15 protein-coding genes and 2 tRNA genes are annotated in these 18702 nt (G+C 52.8%); 15 read left to right on the plus strand and 2 right to left on the minus strand.

Annotated features, from left to right (window positions below; translation table 11 throughout):
- Positions 1-5: 5 nt before the first annotated feature.
- Positions 6-1139: a beta-aspartyl-peptidase gene (gene iadA, locus OGV77_RS05495; protein ID WP_087051125.1), complete on the minus strand. Its 1134-nt coding sequence runs from the start codon at positions 1137-1139 to the stop codon at positions 6-8.
- Between the two features lie 148 nt (positions 1140-1287).
- On the opposite strand from iadA, the gene OGV77_RS05500 reads away from it, so the two are divergent.
- From OGV77_RS05500 to OGV77_RS05510, 3 genes are all read left to right on the plus strand, one after another.
- On the plus strand, positions 1288-2181 hold the full coding sequence (locus tag OGV77_RS05500; protein WP_043017786.1) for a LysR family transcriptional regulator: 894 nt from the start codon (positions 1288-1290) through the stop codon (positions 2179-2181).
- A 167-nt stretch (positions 2182-2348) separates the two neighbouring features.
- Positions 2349-2681 (plus strand): preprotein translocase subunit SecG, encoded by a 333-nt coding sequence (gene secG, locus OGV77_RS05505; protein WP_003025000.1) that lies wholly within the window; start codon positions 2349-2351, stop codon positions 2679-2681.
- Between the two features lie 9 nt (positions 2682-2690).
- Positions 2691-2777: transfer RNA gene (locus OGV77_RS05510), tRNA-Leu, on the plus strand.
- Between the two features lie 197 nt (positions 2778-2974).
- Here the strand turns inward: OGV77_RS05510 and argG are convergent.
- Positions 2975-4318 carry an argininosuccinate synthase gene (argG, locus tag OGV77_RS05515; protein WP_003024998.1) on the minus strand — a complete coding sequence of 448 codons (1344 nt, stop codon included), beginning with the start codon at positions 4316-4318 and terminating at the stop codon, positions 2975-2977.
- A 334-nt stretch (positions 4319-4652) separates the two neighbouring features.
- Between argG and OGV77_RS05520 the strand changes: the two genes are divergently transcribed.
- From OGV77_RS05520 to mtr, 12 genes are all read left to right on the plus strand, one after another.
- A tRNA-Met gene (locus OGV77_RS05520) sits at positions 4653-4729 on the plus strand.
- Positions 4730-4936: 207 nt separating this feature from the next.
- Positions 4937-5389 (plus strand): ribosome maturation factor RimP, encoded by a 453-nt coding sequence (rimP, locus tag OGV77_RS05525; protein WP_003024996.1) that lies wholly within the window; start codon positions 4937-4939, stop codon positions 5387-5389.
- Between the two features lie 28 nt (positions 5390-5417).
- Complete coding sequence (gene nusA / locus OGV77_RS05530; RefSeq protein WP_043017784.1) at positions 5418-6905, plus strand: transcription termination factor NusA; 1488 nt, start codon at positions 5418-5420, stop codon at positions 6903-6905.
- A 24-nt stretch (positions 6906-6929) separates the two neighbouring features.
- Positions 6930-9620 (plus strand): translation initiation factor IF-2, encoded by a 2691-nt coding sequence (gene infB / locus OGV77_RS05535; RefSeq protein WP_032945099.1) that lies wholly within the window; start codon positions 6930-6932, stop codon positions 9618-9620.
- A 146-nt stretch (positions 9621-9766) separates the two neighbouring features.
- Complete coding sequence (rbfA, locus tag OGV77_RS05540; protein ID WP_003024988.1) at positions 9767-10171, plus strand: 30S ribosome-binding factor RbfA; 405 nt, start codon at positions 9767-9769, stop codon at positions 10169-10171.
- Complete coding sequence (truB, locus tag OGV77_RS05545; RefSeq protein WP_087051126.1) at positions 10171-11115, plus strand: tRNA pseudouridine(55) synthase TruB; 945 nt, start codon at positions 10171-10173, stop codon at positions 11113-11115. The genes rbfA and truB overlap by 1 nt, the downstream gene beginning before the upstream one ends.
- Positions 11116-11388: 273 nt before the next feature.
- The gene (rpsO, locus tag OGV77_RS05550) at positions 11389-11658 is read left to right on the plus strand and encodes a 30S ribosomal protein S15 (RefSeq protein ID WP_000059465.1); all 270 of its coding nucleotides are present in this window, start codon (positions 11389-11391) and stop codon (positions 11656-11658) included.
- A gap of 246 nt (positions 11659-11904) precedes the next feature.
- On the plus strand, positions 11905-14037 hold the full coding sequence (pnp, locus tag OGV77_RS05555; protein ID WP_047408353.1) for a polyribonucleotide nucleotidyltransferase: 2133 nt from the start codon (positions 11905-11907) through the stop codon (positions 14035-14037).
- A gap of 109 nt (positions 14038-14146) precedes the next feature.
- Positions 14147-15031 (plus strand): lipoprotein NlpI, encoded by an 885-nt coding sequence (nlpI, locus tag OGV77_RS05560; protein ID WP_003024982.1) that lies wholly within the window; start codon positions 14147-14149, stop codon positions 15029-15031.
- A 106-nt stretch (positions 15032-15137) separates the two neighbouring features.
- Entirely contained in the window at positions 15138-15218 is an 81-nt protein-coding gene (yrbN, locus tag OGV77_RS05565) for a protein YrbN (RefSeq protein ID WP_010723222.1), read from the plus strand.
- Entirely contained in the window at positions 15211-17139 is a 1929-nt protein-coding gene (locus OGV77_RS05570) for a DEAD/DEAH family ATP-dependent RNA helicase (RefSeq protein WP_003828643.1), read from the plus strand. The genes yrbN and OGV77_RS05570 overlap by 8 nt, the downstream gene beginning before the upstream one ends.
- Before the next feature lie 269 nt (positions 17140-17408).
- Complete coding sequence (gene mtr / locus OGV77_RS05575; protein WP_043017782.1) at positions 17409-18653, plus strand: tryptophan permease; 1245 nt, start codon at positions 17409-17411, stop codon at positions 18651-18653.
- Positions 18654-18702 lie beyond the last annotated feature (49 nt).

Raw genomic sequence — 18702 nt, forward strand, 5'->3', positions numbered from 1 at the left:
CCCCCTTACTCGAAGTTGCCGGTAACCAGGCATTCGCCATCTCGCAGCAACGGCTTACCCGCAGCAAACAGATGGGCCAGCGAGAGGTCATCATTGAGTACACAGATATCGGCACGTTCCCCGGCGCAGAGCACGCCGCCGGAAATACCCAACGAGCGCGCCACGTTTGCCGTCAACATCGCAATCGCCTGTGGCACCGGAATACCAACATCAATAAGGTGAGGAAGCAGATTAAGGTTACCTGCGACCGGTGCCGCGCTTAGGCCTTCCACAATCCCCTGAGCGTTAAAGCGCGGAACGCTGCCATTACCATCAGAGCTTATCGTGATGCGATCGGCCGGAACCTGGGCTTCCAGGGCGTGGAGGATCGCCTGCTCCTGAGGCATAAAGCGACTACCACCAGACGTAACGTCGATATGGCCCCCACGATGAGCGAAAGCAATTGCCTGTTCGAACAAGGACTCTGTTCTCGCAACGTGGGTCGGTGAAATGTGGTGGATCGGAATGCCTGCATCACACAGCTCAAAAAGCGGCGACATCCCTTCCGGTAGATTCCCCAGGTGGACATGCAGCAACCCTTTTTTCCCTGCCAGCAGGGAAGACACGCGGATATCGCTGACTATTCGCAGCAATTCCTGGAAAGAGGGGTAAGAACCACGGTGATCGGCGAGGGCTATTTTTACGCCAAGGATCGCCGGAATGAAGGCCATATCATCGCGGATGGATCGCGTAATGGTTGGGCTGGGAACGGCGTAGGCTCCCGTATGCATAAACGCGCGCAATCCCTCAAGATTGAGAGACTGCATTTTGGCGTAGAGATCTTTGGGCGAACGAGAGATGGCATCGGTGCCTAATACGCCGACAACTGTAGTAATGCCTGCCTGAATCAGATCGCGCAGTTTGACGGCTGGCGTTCGGCTGGCAAACCCGGCTTCGCCACCGCCACCGGTAAGATGCACATGCTGATCGATGATGCCTGGGATAACCCATTTGCCACGACAATCGATAACCTCGTCGACGCCATCAAACAGAGAAATATCTTTTTCTACCGCCACAATTCGGTCGGCATGAATGAGCAGGGAGCAGAGGCCTAAATCCTCAGGAGAAAAAACACGGGCATTGGTCAATAAAGTAAACATATCGGTCCTGTCAAACGTCGAGGGTGAGAGTCGGCAGGTGAAACGGAATATTGTTGTTATGATGGTCACCATAAAGCCATTACTATAATTATGACTATTACCGATTTGTTATTGGAGGATGCGGTTATGGCATGGTGGAGAATTCAACGTGGATTGTAAGTGGTTGGAGGACTTTCTGGCATTGAGCCAGCATGGAAACTACTCCCTGGCGGCTGCGCAGCGGCATATTACTCAACCAGCACTCAGTCGGCGTATAAAGGCGCTGGAAGAGGTGCTGGGGGTGCCGCTGTTTGACAGGACCACGACCCCCGTTACGCTGACGCGCTATGGTGAACGCTTTGAACCCTATGCCCGACACGTCCTCAGTACGTTAACAGAGGCGCGCCACGAATTATCGGCGATGACGCCAGCAACGGATAACACGCTGGTGATGGTCAGCCTGCATACGCTGTCGGTGAATATCCTGCCGGATATGATCAGCTATCTGCGACAAAGTGAACCGCAGCTAAATTTTACGGTAAATGCCAGTATTCAGGGGATAGACAACCATTTTAACGCCCTGATAGACCGGCAAATCGATCTGCTGGTGACCTACGATTTACCCTCTGCGCAGCCGGGGTTGGAGATAGCCGGAGGGTTGAAACGTTCACTATGGCGGTATGAGCGATTTATACCGGTTATTTCTGCCCAACTGGCTGATGCGCTTACCGATCCGCATGCGCCGATTCCGTGGCTATGCTACAGCGACTACACCTTTGTCAGACGCATTATTGAGACGGCAGAACAACGCGTCCGCCCGCGTCTGAAAAAAGTGTTTGAGAGTGGTTTAAGCGAAACGATACGAGAAATGGTGCTGCGCCATATGGGAATGGCGTGGTTACCCGAATCGATGGTGGCGGAAGAGCTGGTGAACCAGCAAATTATTCATTGCTGGCCAGAAAACACAGACCTGATTTGTGAAATCCCCGTAGTGGTATGGGCGAATCTTGAAGATCAACGTGCCGTTATGCAGAGATGCTGGGAGAAGTTGCTGCGTTTTTGATTGATATGGCGATTTTTTCCGCAGTTGATACAATGCTAACAAATTGCCCTTGCGAAGGTTATTCGCTTTGGTTAGTATTCACACCCGCTTCAGTGGGAAACAGTAAATATTCCCGCTTTAATGGTCGAAGCATTGTACGCGGCAACTCCGCAAGGAACAGGTTGATTATGCACGAAGCTCTTTTAGTAGTTTTCCTTATTGTGGCAATTGGCCTGGTAGGCTTGATCATGCTGCAGCAAGGCAAAGGCGCTGATATGGGAGCCTCTTTTGGCGCAGGCGCTTCTGGTACTCTGTTTGGTTCAAGTGGTTCTGGTAACTTCATGACCCGTATGACAGCTGTATTGGGAACCTTGTTCTTCATCATCAGTCTGGTGCTGGGTAACATGAACAGCAACAAGACCAATAAAGGAAGTGAGTGGGAAAATCTGAGCGCACCGGCAAAAACCGAGCAAACTCAGCCAGCTGCTCCGGCTCAGCCGACCAGCGATATCCCACGCTAAGTATTCTGTACCGAGGTGGTGGAATTGGTAGACACGCTACCTTGAGGTGGTAGTGCCCTAACGGGCTTGTGGGTTCGAGTCCCATCCTCGGTACCAAATTCCAAAAAAAAGACGCTGCAAAGCGTCTTTTTTTTCGTCTGTTATTTGTGGCTATCCTGTAGGTCGGATAAGGCGTTAACGCCGCCATCCGACATTATTACAACGCCTGATGGCGCTACGCTTATCAGGCCTACAGACACCTTATATTCCGCGCATAAAAAAGGCCGCTTTCGCGGCCTTAAAATGGTGAATGTTTACTTCGCTTTGTTTTCCAGATTCTCAACCTGCGGCAGGCCGGTTGTGGAAGAGGCGGTCAGCAGGCCAGACTGCGCATAGCCGAACAGCTTCTCGCGGGTATCGGTAATGTCCAGATTACGCATGGTCAACTGACCGATACGGTCGTCCGGAGAGAATACGGAATCGCCTTTTTCCATCGTCAGACGTTCTGGTTTATAAGTCAGATTGTCAGACACGGTGTTGAGGATTGAGTAGTCATTACCGCGACGCAGTTCCAGCGTCACTTCACCGGTGATCTGGCTGGCAACCCAGCGCTGCAAACCGTCACGCAGCATCAGTGCCTGAGAGTCGAACCAACGGCCCTGATACAGCAGACGACCCAGCTGGCGACCGTGCGCGTGATACTGCTCGATGGTGTCTTCGTTATGAATACCGGTCAGCAGACGCTCATAGGCGATATGCAGCAATGCCATCCCCGGGGCTTCGTAGATGCCACGGCTCTTTGCTTCAATGATACGGTTTTCAATCTGATCGCTCATACCCAAACCGTGACGGCCGCCGATACGGTTGGCTTCCAGCATCATCTCAACGTCGTCGCTGAAGGTTTTACCGTTCAGCGCAACCGGATGACCCTGCTCAAAACGCACGGTAACTTCTTCTGCCGGGATCTTCACGCTCTCATCCCAGAATTTCACGCCCATAATCGGGTTGACGATTTTGACGCTGGAGTTCAGGAACTCGAGGTCTTTAGCTTCGTGGGTCGCGCCGAGCATATTGGAGTCTGTGGAGTACGCTTTCTCAACGGACATTTTGTAGTCGAAACCACAGGCAATCATAAATTCGGACATCTCATGGCGACCGCCGAGTTCATCGATAAAATCGGTATCCAGCCATGGTTTGTAAATCTGCAATTCGGCGTTGGTCAGCAGACCGTAACGATAAAAACGTTCAATATCGTTACCTTTGTAGGTGCTACCGTCACCCCAGATGTTCACGCCATCTTCTTTCATGGCGGCAACCAGCATGGTGCCGGTGACTGCACGGCCCAACGGGGTGGTATTGAAGTAGGTTAGCCCGCCGGTGGTATTGTGGAATGCACCGCACTGAATGGCAGCGATCCCTTCGGCAACCAGCTGCTTACGGCAATCTACCAGGCGAGCATTCTCAGCACCATATTCCATTGCACGGCGAGGAATGGCGTCATAGTCATCCTCATCCGGCTGGCCCAAATTCGCAGTATATGCATATGGGACAGCCCCTTTTTGTCGCATCCACAGCAGTGCTGCACTGGTGTCCAGGCCGCCGGAAAAAGCGATACCAATACGTTGACCTACCGGGAGATGCTTGAGAATCGTCGTCATAAAATAAAACCCTGCTTGATAGACTGGTGAAGAGGTCGGCTTATTATGCTAATTGCATTTTTATGCAAAATAAATGAGTTTTCATTTAATCATCTTTTCTGGATGACAGGAAGAGTTTAGTGATAATTTCGTTAAATAACGGCGTGGGTGGCACATTTATCTTGCTGAACAAGCGCTGGTCAGCATTCATTGATTTGCATAGTCGTAACAAGGTTGACATAACGCATAGTGAATCAATATACTGTGCGCAGATTTTACGTCCCGTCCTCGGTACCAAATCCCAGCAGTATTTGCATTTTTTACCCAAAACGAGTAAAATTTGCCACGTTTCAGGCGCGGGGTGGAGCAGCCTGGTAGCTCGTCGGGCTCATAACCCGAAGGTCGTCGGTTCAAATCCGGCCCCCGCAACCACTTTCCCTTAGAGTTCTTTTTCAAATATACTGTGAAGACTTAGGCCTTCGTAGCTGGATTTGAAAAAAATTCTTTCGGAAGGTTCTCCGAACCGCAGGTGCGGTTATAGGGTTCAGTTATCTAAAGCCCCGATTTATCGGGGTTTTTTGTTATCTGACTACAGAATAACTGGGCTTTAGGCCCTTTTTTTATGTCTTGGGGGTGGGCTTGTCCACATTAGAGCAAAAATTAACAGAGATGATTACAGCGCCAGTTGAAGCCCTGGGCTACGAATTGGTCGGCATCGAATTTATTCGTGGTCGCACATCCACACTGCGCATCTATATTGATAGTGAAGATGGCATCAATGTTGATGATTGTGCTGATGTGAGCCATCAGGTAAGCGCCGTGATGGATGTCGAAGACCCAATCACCGTTGCCTATAACCTGGAAGTTTCCTCTCCGGGTCTCGACCGTCCTCTGTTCACAGCTGAACACTACGTGCGTTTCCTGGGTGAAGAAGTCACGCTGGTTCTTCGTATGGCGGTACAAAACCGTCGTAAATGGCAGGGCGTTATCAAAGCGGTGGACGGTGAGATGATCACGGTCACAGTCGAAGGCAAAGATGAAGTGTTCGCGCTGAGTAATATCCAGAAGGCGAACCTGGTTCCCCACTTTTAACAGTCTGGATTGAGGTGAAAAGCCCGCGATGAACAAAGAAATTTTGGCTGTTGTTGAAGCCGTATCCAACGAAAAAGCGCTGCCACGCGAGAAAATTTTTGAAGCGCTGGAAAGTGCGCTGGCTACAGCAACAAAGAAAAAATATGAGCAAGAGATCGACGTTCGCGTAGAAATCGATCGTAAAAGCGGTGATTTCGATACCTTCCGTCGTTGGGTAATCGTAGAAGAAGTTACTCAGCCGACCAAAGAAATTACCCTGGAAGCGGCACGCTTCGAAGACGAAAGCCTGAACGTGGGCGAATATGTTGAAGATCAGATTGAATCTGTCACCTTCGACCGTATCACCACCCAGACCGCGAAGCAGGTTATCGTACAGAAAGTACGTGAAGCTGAACGCGCAATGGTTGTTGATCAGTTCCGCGAACACGAAGGTGAAATCGTCACCGGTGTGGTGAAGAAAGTAAACCGCGACAACATCTCTCTGGATCTGGGCAGCAATGCTGAAGCCGTGATCCTGCGTGAAGACATGCTGCCGCGTGAAAACTTCCGTCCAGGCGACCGTATTCGTGGCGTTCTGTATTCTGTTCGCCCGGAAGCGCGCGGTGCGCAGCTGTTCGTAACCCGTTCCAAACCGGAAATGCTGGTTGAGCTGTTCCGCATCGAAGTGCCGGAAATTGGCGAAGAAGTGATCGAAATTAAAGCGGCTGCTCGCGATCCGGGATCGCGTGCGAAAATCGCCGTTAAGACCAACGACAAGCGTATTGATCCGGTCGGCGCGTGTGTGGGTATGCGCGGTGCGCGCGTTCAGGCGGTTTCTACCGAACTGGGCGGCGAGCGTATCGATATCGTCCTGTGGGATGATAACCCGGCGCAGTTCGTGATTAACGCAATGGCGCCAGCAGACGTCGCTTCTATCGTGGTGGATGAAGACAAACACACCATGGATATCGCGGTTGAAGCCGGTAACCTGGCTCAGGCGATTGGACGTAATGGTCAGAACGTCCGTCTGGCTTCACAACTGAGCGGTTGGGAACTCAACGTAATGACCGTTGATGACCTGCAGGCGAAGCATCAGGCTGAAGCACATGCAGCCATTGATACCTTCACCAAATATCTCGATATCGATGAAGATTTCGCGACAGTTCTGGTTGAAGAAGGTTTTGCGACGCTGGAAGAACTGGCCTACGTGCCAATGAAAGAGCTGCTGGAAATTGACGGCCTGGATGAACAGACCGTTGAAGCGCTGCGCGAGCGTGCTAAAAACGCACTGACCACTCTGGCACTGGCCCAGGAAGAAAGCCTCGGTGATAACAAACCGGCTGACGATCTGCTGAATCTGGAAGGATTGGATCGTGAGATGGCCTTCAAACTGGCTGCCCGTGGTGTTTGTACGCTGGAAGATCTCGCTGAACAGGGCATTGATGATCTGGCTGATATCGAAGGGTTGACCGACGAAAAAGCCGGTGAGCTGATTATGGCTGCCCGTAATATTTGCTGGTTCGGCGACGAAGCGTAATAAACTGTAGCAGGAAGGAACAGTATGACAGATGTAACCGTAAAAACGCTGGCTGCAGAGATACAGACCTCCGTGGATCGCCTGGTACAGCAATTTGCTGATGCTGGTATCCCGAAGTCTGCTGACGACTCTGTGTCCGCACAAGAGAAACAAACCTTACTGGCGCATCTGAACCGTGAGAACGGCTCAGCACCGGATAAGTTGACATTGCAGCGTAAAACGCGCAGTACTCTCAATATTCCAGGTACCGGTGGAAAAAGTAAATCGGTACAAATCGAAGTCCGCAAGACACGCACCTTTGTGAAACGCGATCCGCAAGAGGCTGAACGCCTTGCCGCGGAAGAGCAGGCGCAGCGTGAAGCGGAAGAGCAAGCCCGTCGTGAGGCAGAAGAAGCTGCCAAACGCGAGGCGCAACAAAAAGCCGAACGTGAGGCCGCAGAACAAGCTAAGCGTGAAGCCGCTGATAAAGCGAAACGTGAAGCTGCGGAAAAAGACAAAGTGAGCAATCAACAGACCGACGATATGACTAAAACCGCCCAGGCCGAAAAAGCCCGCCGTGAAAATGAAGCCGCAGAACTGAAGCGTAAAGCGGAAGAAGAAGCACGTCGCAAGCTTGAAGAAGAAGCGCGCCGCGTAGCGGAAGAAGCTCGCCGTATGGCGGAAGAAAACGAGAAAAATGGTGTGAATAACGCTGAACCTGTTGAAGATACCAGCGATTATCACGTCACCACTTCCCAGCATGCTCGCCAGGCTGAAGACGAAAACGATCGTGAAGTCGAAGGCGGCCGTGGTCGTACTCGCAGCACGAAAGCCGCGCGTCCGGCGAAGAAAGGCAACAAACACGCTGAATCTAAAGCTGACCGTGAAGAAGCGCGTGCAGCGGTTCGCGGTGGTAAAGGCGGTAAGCAGCGTAAAGGTTCCGCTCTGCAGCAGGGCTTCCAGAAGCCAGCTCAGGCCGTTAACCGTGACGTTGTGATCGGCGAAACCATCACCGTTGGCGATCTGGCGAACAAGATGGCGGTCAAAGGCTCTCAGGTCATCAAAGCGATGATGAAACTGGGCGCAATGGCGACCATCAACCAGGTCATCGACCAGGAAACCGCGCAGCTGGTTGCCGAAGAGATGGGCCACAAAGTTATCCTGCGTCGTGAAAACGAGCTGGAAGAAGCGGTAATGAGCGACCGTGACACCGGCGCTGCGGCTGAACCGCGCGCACCGGTAGTGACCATCATGGGTCACGTTGACCACGGTAAAACGTCTCTGCTGGACTACATTCGTTCAACGAAAGTGGCCTCTGGTGAAGCGGGCGGCATTACTCAGCACATCGGTGCGTACCACGTTGAAACTGACAACGGTATGATCACCTTCCTGGACACCCCGGGTCACGCCGCGTTTACCTCCATGCGTGCTCGTGGTGCTCAGGCAACGGATATCGTTGTTCTGGTTGTTGCAGCAGACGACGGCGTGATGCCGCAGACTATCGAAGCTATCCAGCACGCGAAAGCGGCAGGTGTGCCGGTCGTTGTTGCAGTCAACAAAATCGATAAACCGGAAGCGGATCCAGATCGCGTTAAAAACGAACTGTCCCAGTACGGCATCATGCCGGAAGAGTGGGGCGGCGAGAGCCAGTTCGTTCACGTTTCTGCGAAAGCGGGTACCGGTATCGACGAACTGCTGGATGCTATCCTGCTGCAGGCCGAAGTACTGGAACTGAAAGCTATCCGTAAAGGTATGGCGAGCGGCGCGGTTATCGAATCCTTCCTGGATAAAGGTCGTGGCCCGGTTGCTACCGTCCTGGTTCGCGAAGGTACCCTGAACAAGGGCGATATCGTTCTGTGTGGTTTCGAATACGGCCGCGTTCGTGCGATGCGTAACGAACTGGGTCAGGAAGTACTGGAAGCGGGTCCGTCCATTCCGGTGGAAATCCTCGGTCTGTCCGGTGTTCCGGCTGCGGGTGACGAAGTTACCGTTGTTCGTGACGAGAAGAAAGCCCGTGAAGTTGCACTGTACCGTCAGGGCAAATTCCGTGAAGTTAAACTGGCTCGTCAGCAGAAATCTAAACTCGAGAACATGTTCGCTAACATGACCGAAGGCGAAGTTCACGAAGTGAACATCGTCCTGAAGGCCGACGTTCAGGGTTCTGTAGAAGCGATTTCCGACTCTTTACTGAAACTGTCTACCGACGAAGTAAAAGTGAAGATCATCGGTTCTGGCGTAGGTGGTATCACCGAAACCGACGCGACCCTGGCTGCGGCATCCAACGCGATTCTGGTTGGCTTCAACGTACGTGCTGATGCCTCTGCACGTAAAGTTATCGAATCAGAAAGCCTGGATCTGCGTTACTACTCCGTCATCTATCATCTGATCGACGAAGTGAAAGCAGCGATGAGCGGCATGCTGTCTCCGGAACTGAAACAGCAGATCATTGGTCTGGCTGAAGTTCGTGATGTGTTCAAATCACCGAAATTCGGCGCTATCGCAGGCTGTATGGTTACCGAAGGCACGATTAAACGTCACAACCCAATCCGCGTACTGCGCGACAACGTGGTTATCTATGAAGGCGAGCTGGAATCCCTGCGCCGCTTCAAAGATGACGTCAACGAAGTCCGTAACGGTATGGAATGTGGTATCGGCGTGAAGAACTACAACGACGTTCGCGTTGGCGATATGATCGAAGTGTTCGAGATCATCGAGATCAAACGTACCATCGCTTAATCTTCGTCGTCTTTTGGGCCGCAATTTGCAGCCCAAAATCCTTAAAAGATGATTAGGTGTAGGCCGGGTAAGCGAAGCGCCACCCGGCAAGAAATTTAAAAAGGGGCTTATGGCCCCTTTTTTGTCTTTATTCTGGAGAATTTATTATGGCGAAAGAATTTGGTCGCCCGCAGCGTGTCGCGCAAGAGATGCAGAAAGAGATCGCACTTATCCTGCAACGCGAAATCAAAGACCCGCGTGTTGGTATGATGACCACCGTATCGGGCGTTGAGATGTCCCGTGACCTGGCTTATGCCAAAGTATTCGTGACTTTCCTGAACGATCAGGACGAAGCTGCCGTGAAAAACGGCATTAAGGCACTGCAGGAAGCCTCTGGTTTTATCCGCTCTCTGCTGGGTAAAGCAATGCGCCTGCGCATCGTGCCTGAGCTGACCTTCTTCTACGACAACTCGTTGGTTGAAGGGATGCGCATGTCCAATCTGGTGACCAGCGTGGTGAAACATGACGATGAGCGTCGTGTGAACCCAGCGGACGACAGCAAGGAGGACTGATGAGTCGTCCTCGTCGTCGTGGTCGCGATATTCACGGAGTTCTGCTGCTGGATAAACCGCAGGGCATGTCCAGCAATGATGTACTGCAAAAAGTAAAGCGCATCTACAATGCCAACCGCGCGGGACATACCGGCGCGTTGGATCCGCTGGCGACAGGCATGCTGCCTATCTGCCTCGGTGAAGCGACTAAGTTTTCACAGTATTTACTGGATTCCGACAAACGCTATCGTGTGGTTGCCCGTCTGGGCCAGCGTACTGATACCTCCGATGCCGATGGGCAAATCGTGCAGGAGCGCCCGGTAACCTTCACCGCAGAGCAGCTTGCAAACGCGCTGGAGACTTTCCGCGGCGATATCGAGCAGATTCCGTCGATGTATTCGGCGCTGAAGTATCAGGGTAAGAAGCTGTACGAATATGCGCGTCAGGGCATTGAAGTGCCGCGTGAAGCGCGCCCGATTACCGTCTATGAGCTGCTGTTTATTCGCCATGAAGGTAACGAACTGGAACTGGAAGTTCACTGTTCCAAAGGCACCTATATTCGTACCATCATTGACGATCTCGGTGAGAAGTTGGGCTGCGGCGCGCACGTCACGTATCTGCGTCGTTTGACGGTCAGCAAGTATCCGGTGGATCGAATGGTGACGCTGGAACATCTGCGTGACCTGGTTGAACAGGCCGAGCAGCAGAACATTCCGGCGGCACAGCTGCTTGATCCTTTGCTGATGCCAATGGACAGTCCAGCATCGGACTATCCTGTTGTTAATTTGCCTTTAACATCCTCGGTTTACTTTAAAAATGGTAACCCGGTACGGACGTCAGGCGCGCCGCTGGAAGGACTGGTGCGCGTGACGGAAGGCGATGACGGCAAGTTTATCGGCATGGGGGAGATGGACGATGAAGGTCGTGTCGCCCCCCGTCGCCTGGTGGTTGAGTATCCTGCATAGCGCTCTCTGTCTTGCGATAAAAGGGCGCTGCGAGTAGAATACTGCCGCTTAACGTCGCGTAAATTGTTTAACAATCTACGCGACGTATACACAAAATCATTCGAGCTGCATCAAGGCGGCAAGTCTGAGAATCCTCAGGAGCTTACTTAGGTAAGTGACTGAGGTGAGCGGACGCAGCCAACGCAGAGTCAGTTTGAAGGATAAAGTGTATACACTGGGATAGCTGAATTAGAGATCGGCATCCTTTCATTCTTAACACTTTGGAGTTTTAAAATGTCTCTAAGTACTGAAGCTACCGCTAAAATCGTTTCTGAGTTTGGTCGTGATGCAAACGACACCGGTTCTACCGATGTTCAGGTTGCACTGTTGACTGCACAGATTAACCACCTGCAGGGCCACTTTGCAGAGCACAAAAAAGATCACCACAGCCGTCGTGGTCTGCTGCGCATGGTTTCTCAGCGTCGTAAACTGCTCGACTACCTGAAACGTAAAGATGTTGCACGTTACACCGCGCTGATCGAGCGTCTGGGTCTGCGTCGCTAATTCTTTCGAGTTTCAGAAAGAGGGGGCCTTCATGGCCCCTTTTTTCCAGCAGATGGCAGCAATTCGCTGGAAACTAATGTATTGTTGCTATGAATGATCTTCCGTTGCAGAGGTTCGCGCGGCTAATGAGAGGCTTTACTCATGCTTATGGGTTAGGGTTGTCATTAGTCGCGAGGATGCGCAGAAGATCGGGTATTAACGATGGCGCAAAATGTGCCGTCAAAAAAATAGAGAAAGGATATTATTTTGCTTAATCCGATCGTTCGTAAATTCCAGTACGGTCAGCATACCGTTACGCTGGAAACCGGCATGATGGCGCGTCAGGCGACTGCCGCTGTTATGGTTAGCATGGATGACACCGCGGTATTCGTTACCGTTGTTGGCCAGAAAAAAGCGAAACCAGGCCAGGACTTTTTCCCGCTGACCGTTAACTATCAGGAGCGTACCTACGCTGCTGGCCGTATCCCGGGTAGCTTCTTCCGTCGTGAAGGCCGTCCGAGCGAAGGCGAAACCCTGATCGCGCGTCTGATTGACCGCCCGGTTCGCCCGCTGTTCCCTGAAGGTTTCGTTAACGAAGTTCAGGTTATCGCGACCGTTGTTTCCGTTAACCCGCAGGTTAACCCGGACATCGTAGCAATGATTGGCGCATCTGCTGCGCTGACTCTGTCTGGTATCCCATTCAACGGCCCGATCGGTGCTGCACGTGTTGGTTACATCAATGACCAGTACGTACTGAACCCGACTCAGGACGAACTGAAAGAAAGCAAGCTGGACCTGGTTGTTGCGGGTACTGAAGCTGCCGTACTGATGGTTGAATCCGAAGCTGAACTGCTGAGCGAAGACCAGATGCTGGGCGCTGTAGTATTCGGTCACGAACAGCAGCAGGTTGTTATTCAGGCTATCAACGAGCTGGCGAAAGAAGCCGGCAAACCGCGTTGGGACTGGCAGCCAGAAGCCGTCAACGAAGCGCTGAATGCTCGCGTTGCCGCACTGGCAGAAGCTCGCCTGAGCGATGCTTACCGTATCACCGACAAACAAGAGCGTTATGCTCAGGTTGACGTGATCAAATCTGAAACCATCGCGACTCTGGTGGCTGAAGACGAAACCCTGGACGCTAACGAACTGGGTGAAATCCTGCACGCTATCGAGAAAAATGTTGTTCGTAGCCGCGTACTGGCAGGCGAGCCGCGCATCGATGGCCGTGAAAAAGACATGATCCGTGGCCTGGACGTGCGTACTGGCGTTCTGCCGCGTACCCACGGTTCCGCGCTGTTCACCCGTGGCGAAACTCAGGCGCTGGTTACTGCGACCCTGGGCACCACGCGTGATGCACAGAACCTCGACGAACTGATGGGCGAGCGTACTGACAACTTCCTGTTCCACTACAACTTCCCTCCGTACTGCGTAGGCGAAACCGGTATGGTCGGTTCTCCGAAGCGTCGTGAGATTGGTCACGGTCGTCTGGCGAAGCGTGGCGTGCTGGCAGTGATGCCGGAACTGGATAAATTCCCGTACACCGTGCGTGTGGTTTCTGAAATCACCGAATCTAACGGTTCTTCTTCCATGGCTTCCGTATGCGGCGCTTCCCTGGCGCTGATGGACGCAGGCGTGCCGATCAAAGCGGCCGTTGCGGGCATCGCGATGGGTCTGGTGAAAGAAGGCGACAACTATGTTGTTCTGTCTGACATCCTGGGTGACGAAGACCACCTGGGCGATATGGACTTCAAAGTGGCGGGTTCCCGCGACGGTATCTCTGCACTGCAGATGGATATCAAAATTGAAGGTATCACCAAAGAGATCATGCAGGTTGCTCTGAACCAGGCTAAAGGTGCGCGTCTGCACATCCTGGGTGTGATGGAACAGGCGATTAACGCGCCGCGTGGCGATATCTCTGAATTCGCGCCACGTATCCACACTATCAAGATCAGCCCGGACAAGATCAAAGACGTTATCGGTAAAGGCGGTTCTGTTATCCGTGCTCTGACCGAAGAAACCGGCACCACCATTGAAATCGAAGATGATGGTACTGTGAAGATTGCTGCGACCGACGGCGAGAAAGCGAAATATGCTATCCGTCGTATCGAAGAAATCACCGCAGAGATCGAAGTAGGCCGTATCTACAATGGTAAAGTGACCCGTATCGTTGACTTTGGCGCATTCGTTGCCATCGGTGGCGGTAAAGAAGGTCTGGTACACATCTCTCAGATCGCTGACAAGCGCGTAGAGAAAGTGACTGACTACCTGCAGATGGGTCAGGAAGTACCGGTCAAAGTTCTGGAAGTTGATCGCCAGGGCCGTGTACGTCTGAGCATTAAAGAAGCAACTGAGCAGTCTCAGCCTGCAGGCGAACCGGAAGCTCCGGCAAGCCAGGGCGAGTAAGGTTGCCATTGCCCTCCGTGAAAGCGGAGGGCTTTTAACCCGGCAGGATGCCTTGTTAGCAACCGGGGAACCTGGACGTTCATTCAATCGTTGTCTTCGGGAGTGGGAAATGAAGCCTTTTTTGCGCTGGTGTTTCGTTGCGACAGCACTCACGCTGGCTGGATGCAGTAATTCCGCCTGGCGTAAGAGTGAAGTCCTCGCAGTACCATTGCAACCGACTTTGCAGCAGGAAGTGATTCTGGCACGTATGGAACAAATTCTTGCCAGTCGGGCTTTAACCGATGATGAACGCGCACAGCTTTTATATGAGCGCGGAGTGTTGTATGATAGTCTCGGTCTGAGGGCACTGGCGCGAAATGATTTTTCACAAGCGCTGGCAATCCGACCAGATATGCCTGAAGTATTCAATTACTTAGGTATATATTTAACGCAGGCAGGCAATTTTGATGCTGCCTATGAAGCGTTTGATTCTGTACTTGAGCTTGATCCAACTTACAACTACGCGCACTTAAATCGCGGTATCGCATTGTATTACGGCGGTCGCGACAAGTTAGCGCAAGATGATCTGCTAGCGTTTTATCAAGACGATCCCAATGATCCTTTCCGTAGTCTGTGGCTTTATCTTGCCGAGCAGAAGCTCGATGAGAAGCAGGCTAAAGAAGCGTTGAAGCAACGCTTTGAGAAATCGGATAAAGAGCAATGGGGATGGAACATTGTCGAGTTCTACCTGGGCAACATTAGCGAAGCAACGCTGATGGAACGCCTGAAGGCGGACGCAACGGATAACACCTCGCTCGCTGAGCATCTCAGTGAAACCAACTTCTATTTAGGTAAGTACTACCTAAGTCTGGGGGATTTGGACAACGCTACGGCATTGTTCAAACTGGCGGTGGCTAACAACGTTCATAACTTTGTTGAGCACCGATACGCATTGTTGGAATTATCGCTCCTGGGCCAGGACCAAGATGACCTGGCAGAATCGGACCAGCAATAGCTGACGTACACATCAGCCCGTAATCTTTTTTGATTGCCATCACCTTCACGGGTGAGGGCGTTGTTGTTCGTTAATACACCTACTTTGAGCCGGTTCACACTTTTCAATGAAAATTGCAGATCAATTTCATGATGAGTTATGTAGACTGGCCGCCATTAATTTTGAGGCACACGTACTACATGGCTGAATTCGAAACCACTTTTGCAGATCTGGGCCTGAAGGCTCCTATCCTTGAAGCCCTTAACGATCTGGGTTACGAAAAACCATCTCCAATCCAGGCAGAGTGCATTCCGCATCTGCTGGGCGGCCGCGATGTTCTGGGTATGGCCCAGACGGGTAGCGGCAAAACTGCAGCGTTCTCTTTACCGCTGCTCAACAATCTTGATCCTGAGCTGAAGGCACCTCAGATTCTGGTGCTGGCACCGACCCGCGAACTGGCGGTTCAGGTTGCAGAAGCCATGACGGATTTCTCTAAACACATGCGCGGCGTGAACGTGGTTGCCCTGTACGGCGGCCAGCGTTATGACGTGCAATTACGTGCCCTGCGTCAGGGGCCACAGATCGTCGTCGGTACGCCGGGTCGTCTGCTGGATCACCTGAAGCGCGGTACTCTGGACCTCTCCAAACTGAGCGGTCTGGTGCTGGACGAAGCTGACGAAATGCTGCGTATGGGCTTCATCGAAGACGTTGAAACCATCATGGCGCAGATCCCGGAAGGTCATCAGACCGCTCTGTTCTCCGCGACTATGCCGGAAGCGATTCGTCGTATTACCCGCCGCTTTATGAAAGAGCCGCAGGAAGTACGCATCCAGTCCAGCGTTACTACCCGTCCTGACATCAGCCAGAGCTACTGGACTGTATGGGGCATGCGTAAAAATGAAGCGCTGGTGCGTTTCCTGGAAGCAGAAGATTTTGATGCGGCGATTATCTTCGTTCGTACCAAAAATGCGACCCTGGAAGTGGCAGAAGCGCTGGAGCGTAGCGGTTATAGCAGCGCTGCACTGAACGGCGACATGAACCAGTCTCTGCGTGAGCAGACTCTGGAGCGTCTGAAAGATGGCCGTCTGGATATTCTGATTGCAACCGACGTTGCGGCCCGTGGCCTGGACGTTGAGCGTATCAGCCTGGTTGTTAACTACGACATCCCGATGGATTCCGAGTCTTACGTTCACCGTATCGGCCGTACCGGTCGTGCGGGTCGTGCGGGTCGTGCGCTGCTGTTCGTTGAGAACCGCGAGCGTCGTCTGCTGCGTAACATCGAACGCACCATGAAGCTGACTATTCCGGAAGTAGAACTGCCGAACGCAGACCTGCTGGGCAAACGCCGTCTGGAAAAATTCGCTGCTAAAGTACAGCAGCAGCTGGAAAGCAGCGATCTGGATCAGTACCGTGCTCTGCTGGCGAAAATGCAGCCGGAAGAAGAGCTGGATATCGAAACCCTGGCAGCAGCACTGCTGAAGATGGCTCAGGGCGAACGTCCGCTGATCCTGCCGCCAGATGCGCCGATGCGTCCGAAACGCGAATTCCGCGACCGTGATGACCGTGGCCCGCGTGACCGCAACGATCGTGGCCCGCGTGACCGTAATGACCGTGGTGGTGAAGACCGTCCGCGTCGTGAACGTCGTGACGTTGGCGATATGCAGCTGTACCGCATTGAAGTGGGTCGTGATGACGGTGTTGAAGTTCGTCATATCGTTGGTGCGATTGCTAACGAAGGCGATATCAGCAGCCGTTACATCGGTAACATCAAGCTGTTTGCTTCCCACTCCACCATCGAACTGCCGAAAGGTATGCCGGGCGACGTGCTGCAGCACTTTACCCGTACTCGCATCCTGAACAAGCCGATGAATATGCAGCTGGTTGGCGATGCAGTTCCGCACACCGGTGGCGAGCGTCGTGGCGGTGGCCGTTTCAGCGGTGAGCGTCGTGAAGGCGGTCGCGGTGAAGGTCGTAACTTTAGCGGCGAACGTCGTGAAGGCGGTCGTGGCGATGGTCGTCGTTTCAGCGGCGAACGTCGTGAAGGCAACCGTGGCCCGCGTCGTGACGATTCTTCTGCTCCGCGTCGTGATGACTCTGCTGGTCGTCGTCGTTTCGGCGGTGACGCATAAACCTCACGGTTTAACAGCGTAAATTAATATATACAGCCCCGATCGAAATGATTGGGGCTTTTTTTATTTCATTTGTACTCGTGTACTGGTACAGTGCAGCACATTAAACTGTATTAGCTAATTGTTACCCTAAATAATTCGAGTTGTAGGAAGGCGGCAAACGAGGACATTCCGGGAGCTTACTTAAGTAAGTGACTGGGATGGCGGAGTGCAGCCAACGCATCTACAGCTTGAAATATGACGGGGAAATACACTGGAGAGATGGCTAAATGGCAACACTAACCACCACCCAAACGTCACCTTCGCTGCTCGGCGGCGTGGTGATCATCGGCGGCACCATTATTGGCGCGGGGATGTTTTCTCTGCCTGTGGTCATGTCCGGGGCGTGGTTCTTCTGGTCAATGGCGGCACTGATCTTCACCTGGTTCTGCATGCTGCACTCCGGGCTGATGATCCTCGAAGCTAACCTCAATTACCGCATTGGTTCGAGCTTCGACACCATCACGAAAGATCTGCTGGGCAAAGGCTGGAACGTTGTGAACGGCATCTCGATCGCCTTCGTTCTCTATATCCTGACCTACGCGTATATCTCGGCGAGCGGATCGATTCTGCACCACACCTTCTCGGAGCTGTCGTTGAACGTTCCGGCGCGTGCGGCAGGTCTTGGCTTCGCGCTGCTGGTGGCGTTTGTGGTGTGGTTAAGTACCAAAGCGGTTAGCCGCATGACGGCAATTGTGCTGGGCGCGAAGGTGATTACCTTTTTCCTGACCTTCGGCAGTCTGCTGGGGCACGTGCAGCCCGCAACATTGTTTAATGTGGCGCAGAGCAACGCTTCGTATACGCCGTACTTGCTGATGACGCTGCCGTTCTGTCTGGCCTCATTCGGCTATCACGGCAACGTCCCGAGCCTGATGAAGTACTACGGCAAAGATCCGAAGACCATCGTTAAGTGTCTGGTGTACGGCACGCTGCTGGCGCTGGTGCTGTATACCGTATGGTTGCTGGGGACGATGGGTAATATTCCGCGTCCGGAATTTATTGGTATTGCACAGCAAGGCGGTAACATTGATGTGCTGGTACAGGCGCTGAGCGGTGTGCTGAACAGCCGCAGTCTGGATCTGCTGCTGGTGGTGTTCTCCAACTTTGCGGTGGCGAGTTCATTCCTCGGCGTTACGCTCGGTCTGTTTGACTATCTGGCGGATCTGTTTGGCTTTGATGACTCGGCAATGGGACGTTTTAAAACGGCATTGCTGACGTTTGTCCCGCCAATTATCGGTGGCCTGCTGTGGCCGAACGGTTTCCTGTACGCCATTGGCTATGCAGGACTCGCGGCAACCATCTGGGCCGCTATTGTTCCGGCGCTGCTGGCACGTAAATCACGCGAGCGTTTCGGTAGCCCGAAATTCCGCGTCTGGGGCGGCAAGCCGATGATTGCGCTGATCCTGGTGTTCGGTATCGGTAACGCGGTTATCCATATTCTGTCGAGCGTTAACCTGCTGCCGGTGTACCAGTAGAACAATTGCCCGGTGGCGCTACGCTTACCGGGCCTACAGAGATTGAGTC

Origin of the sequence: Citrobacter sp. Ce129 (assembly GCF_030334545.1) — a bacterium.
In the GTDB taxonomy this organism is placed as follows: domain Bacteria; phylum Pseudomonadota; class Gammaproteobacteria; order Enterobacterales; family Enterobacteriaceae; genus Citrobacter; species Citrobacter europaeus.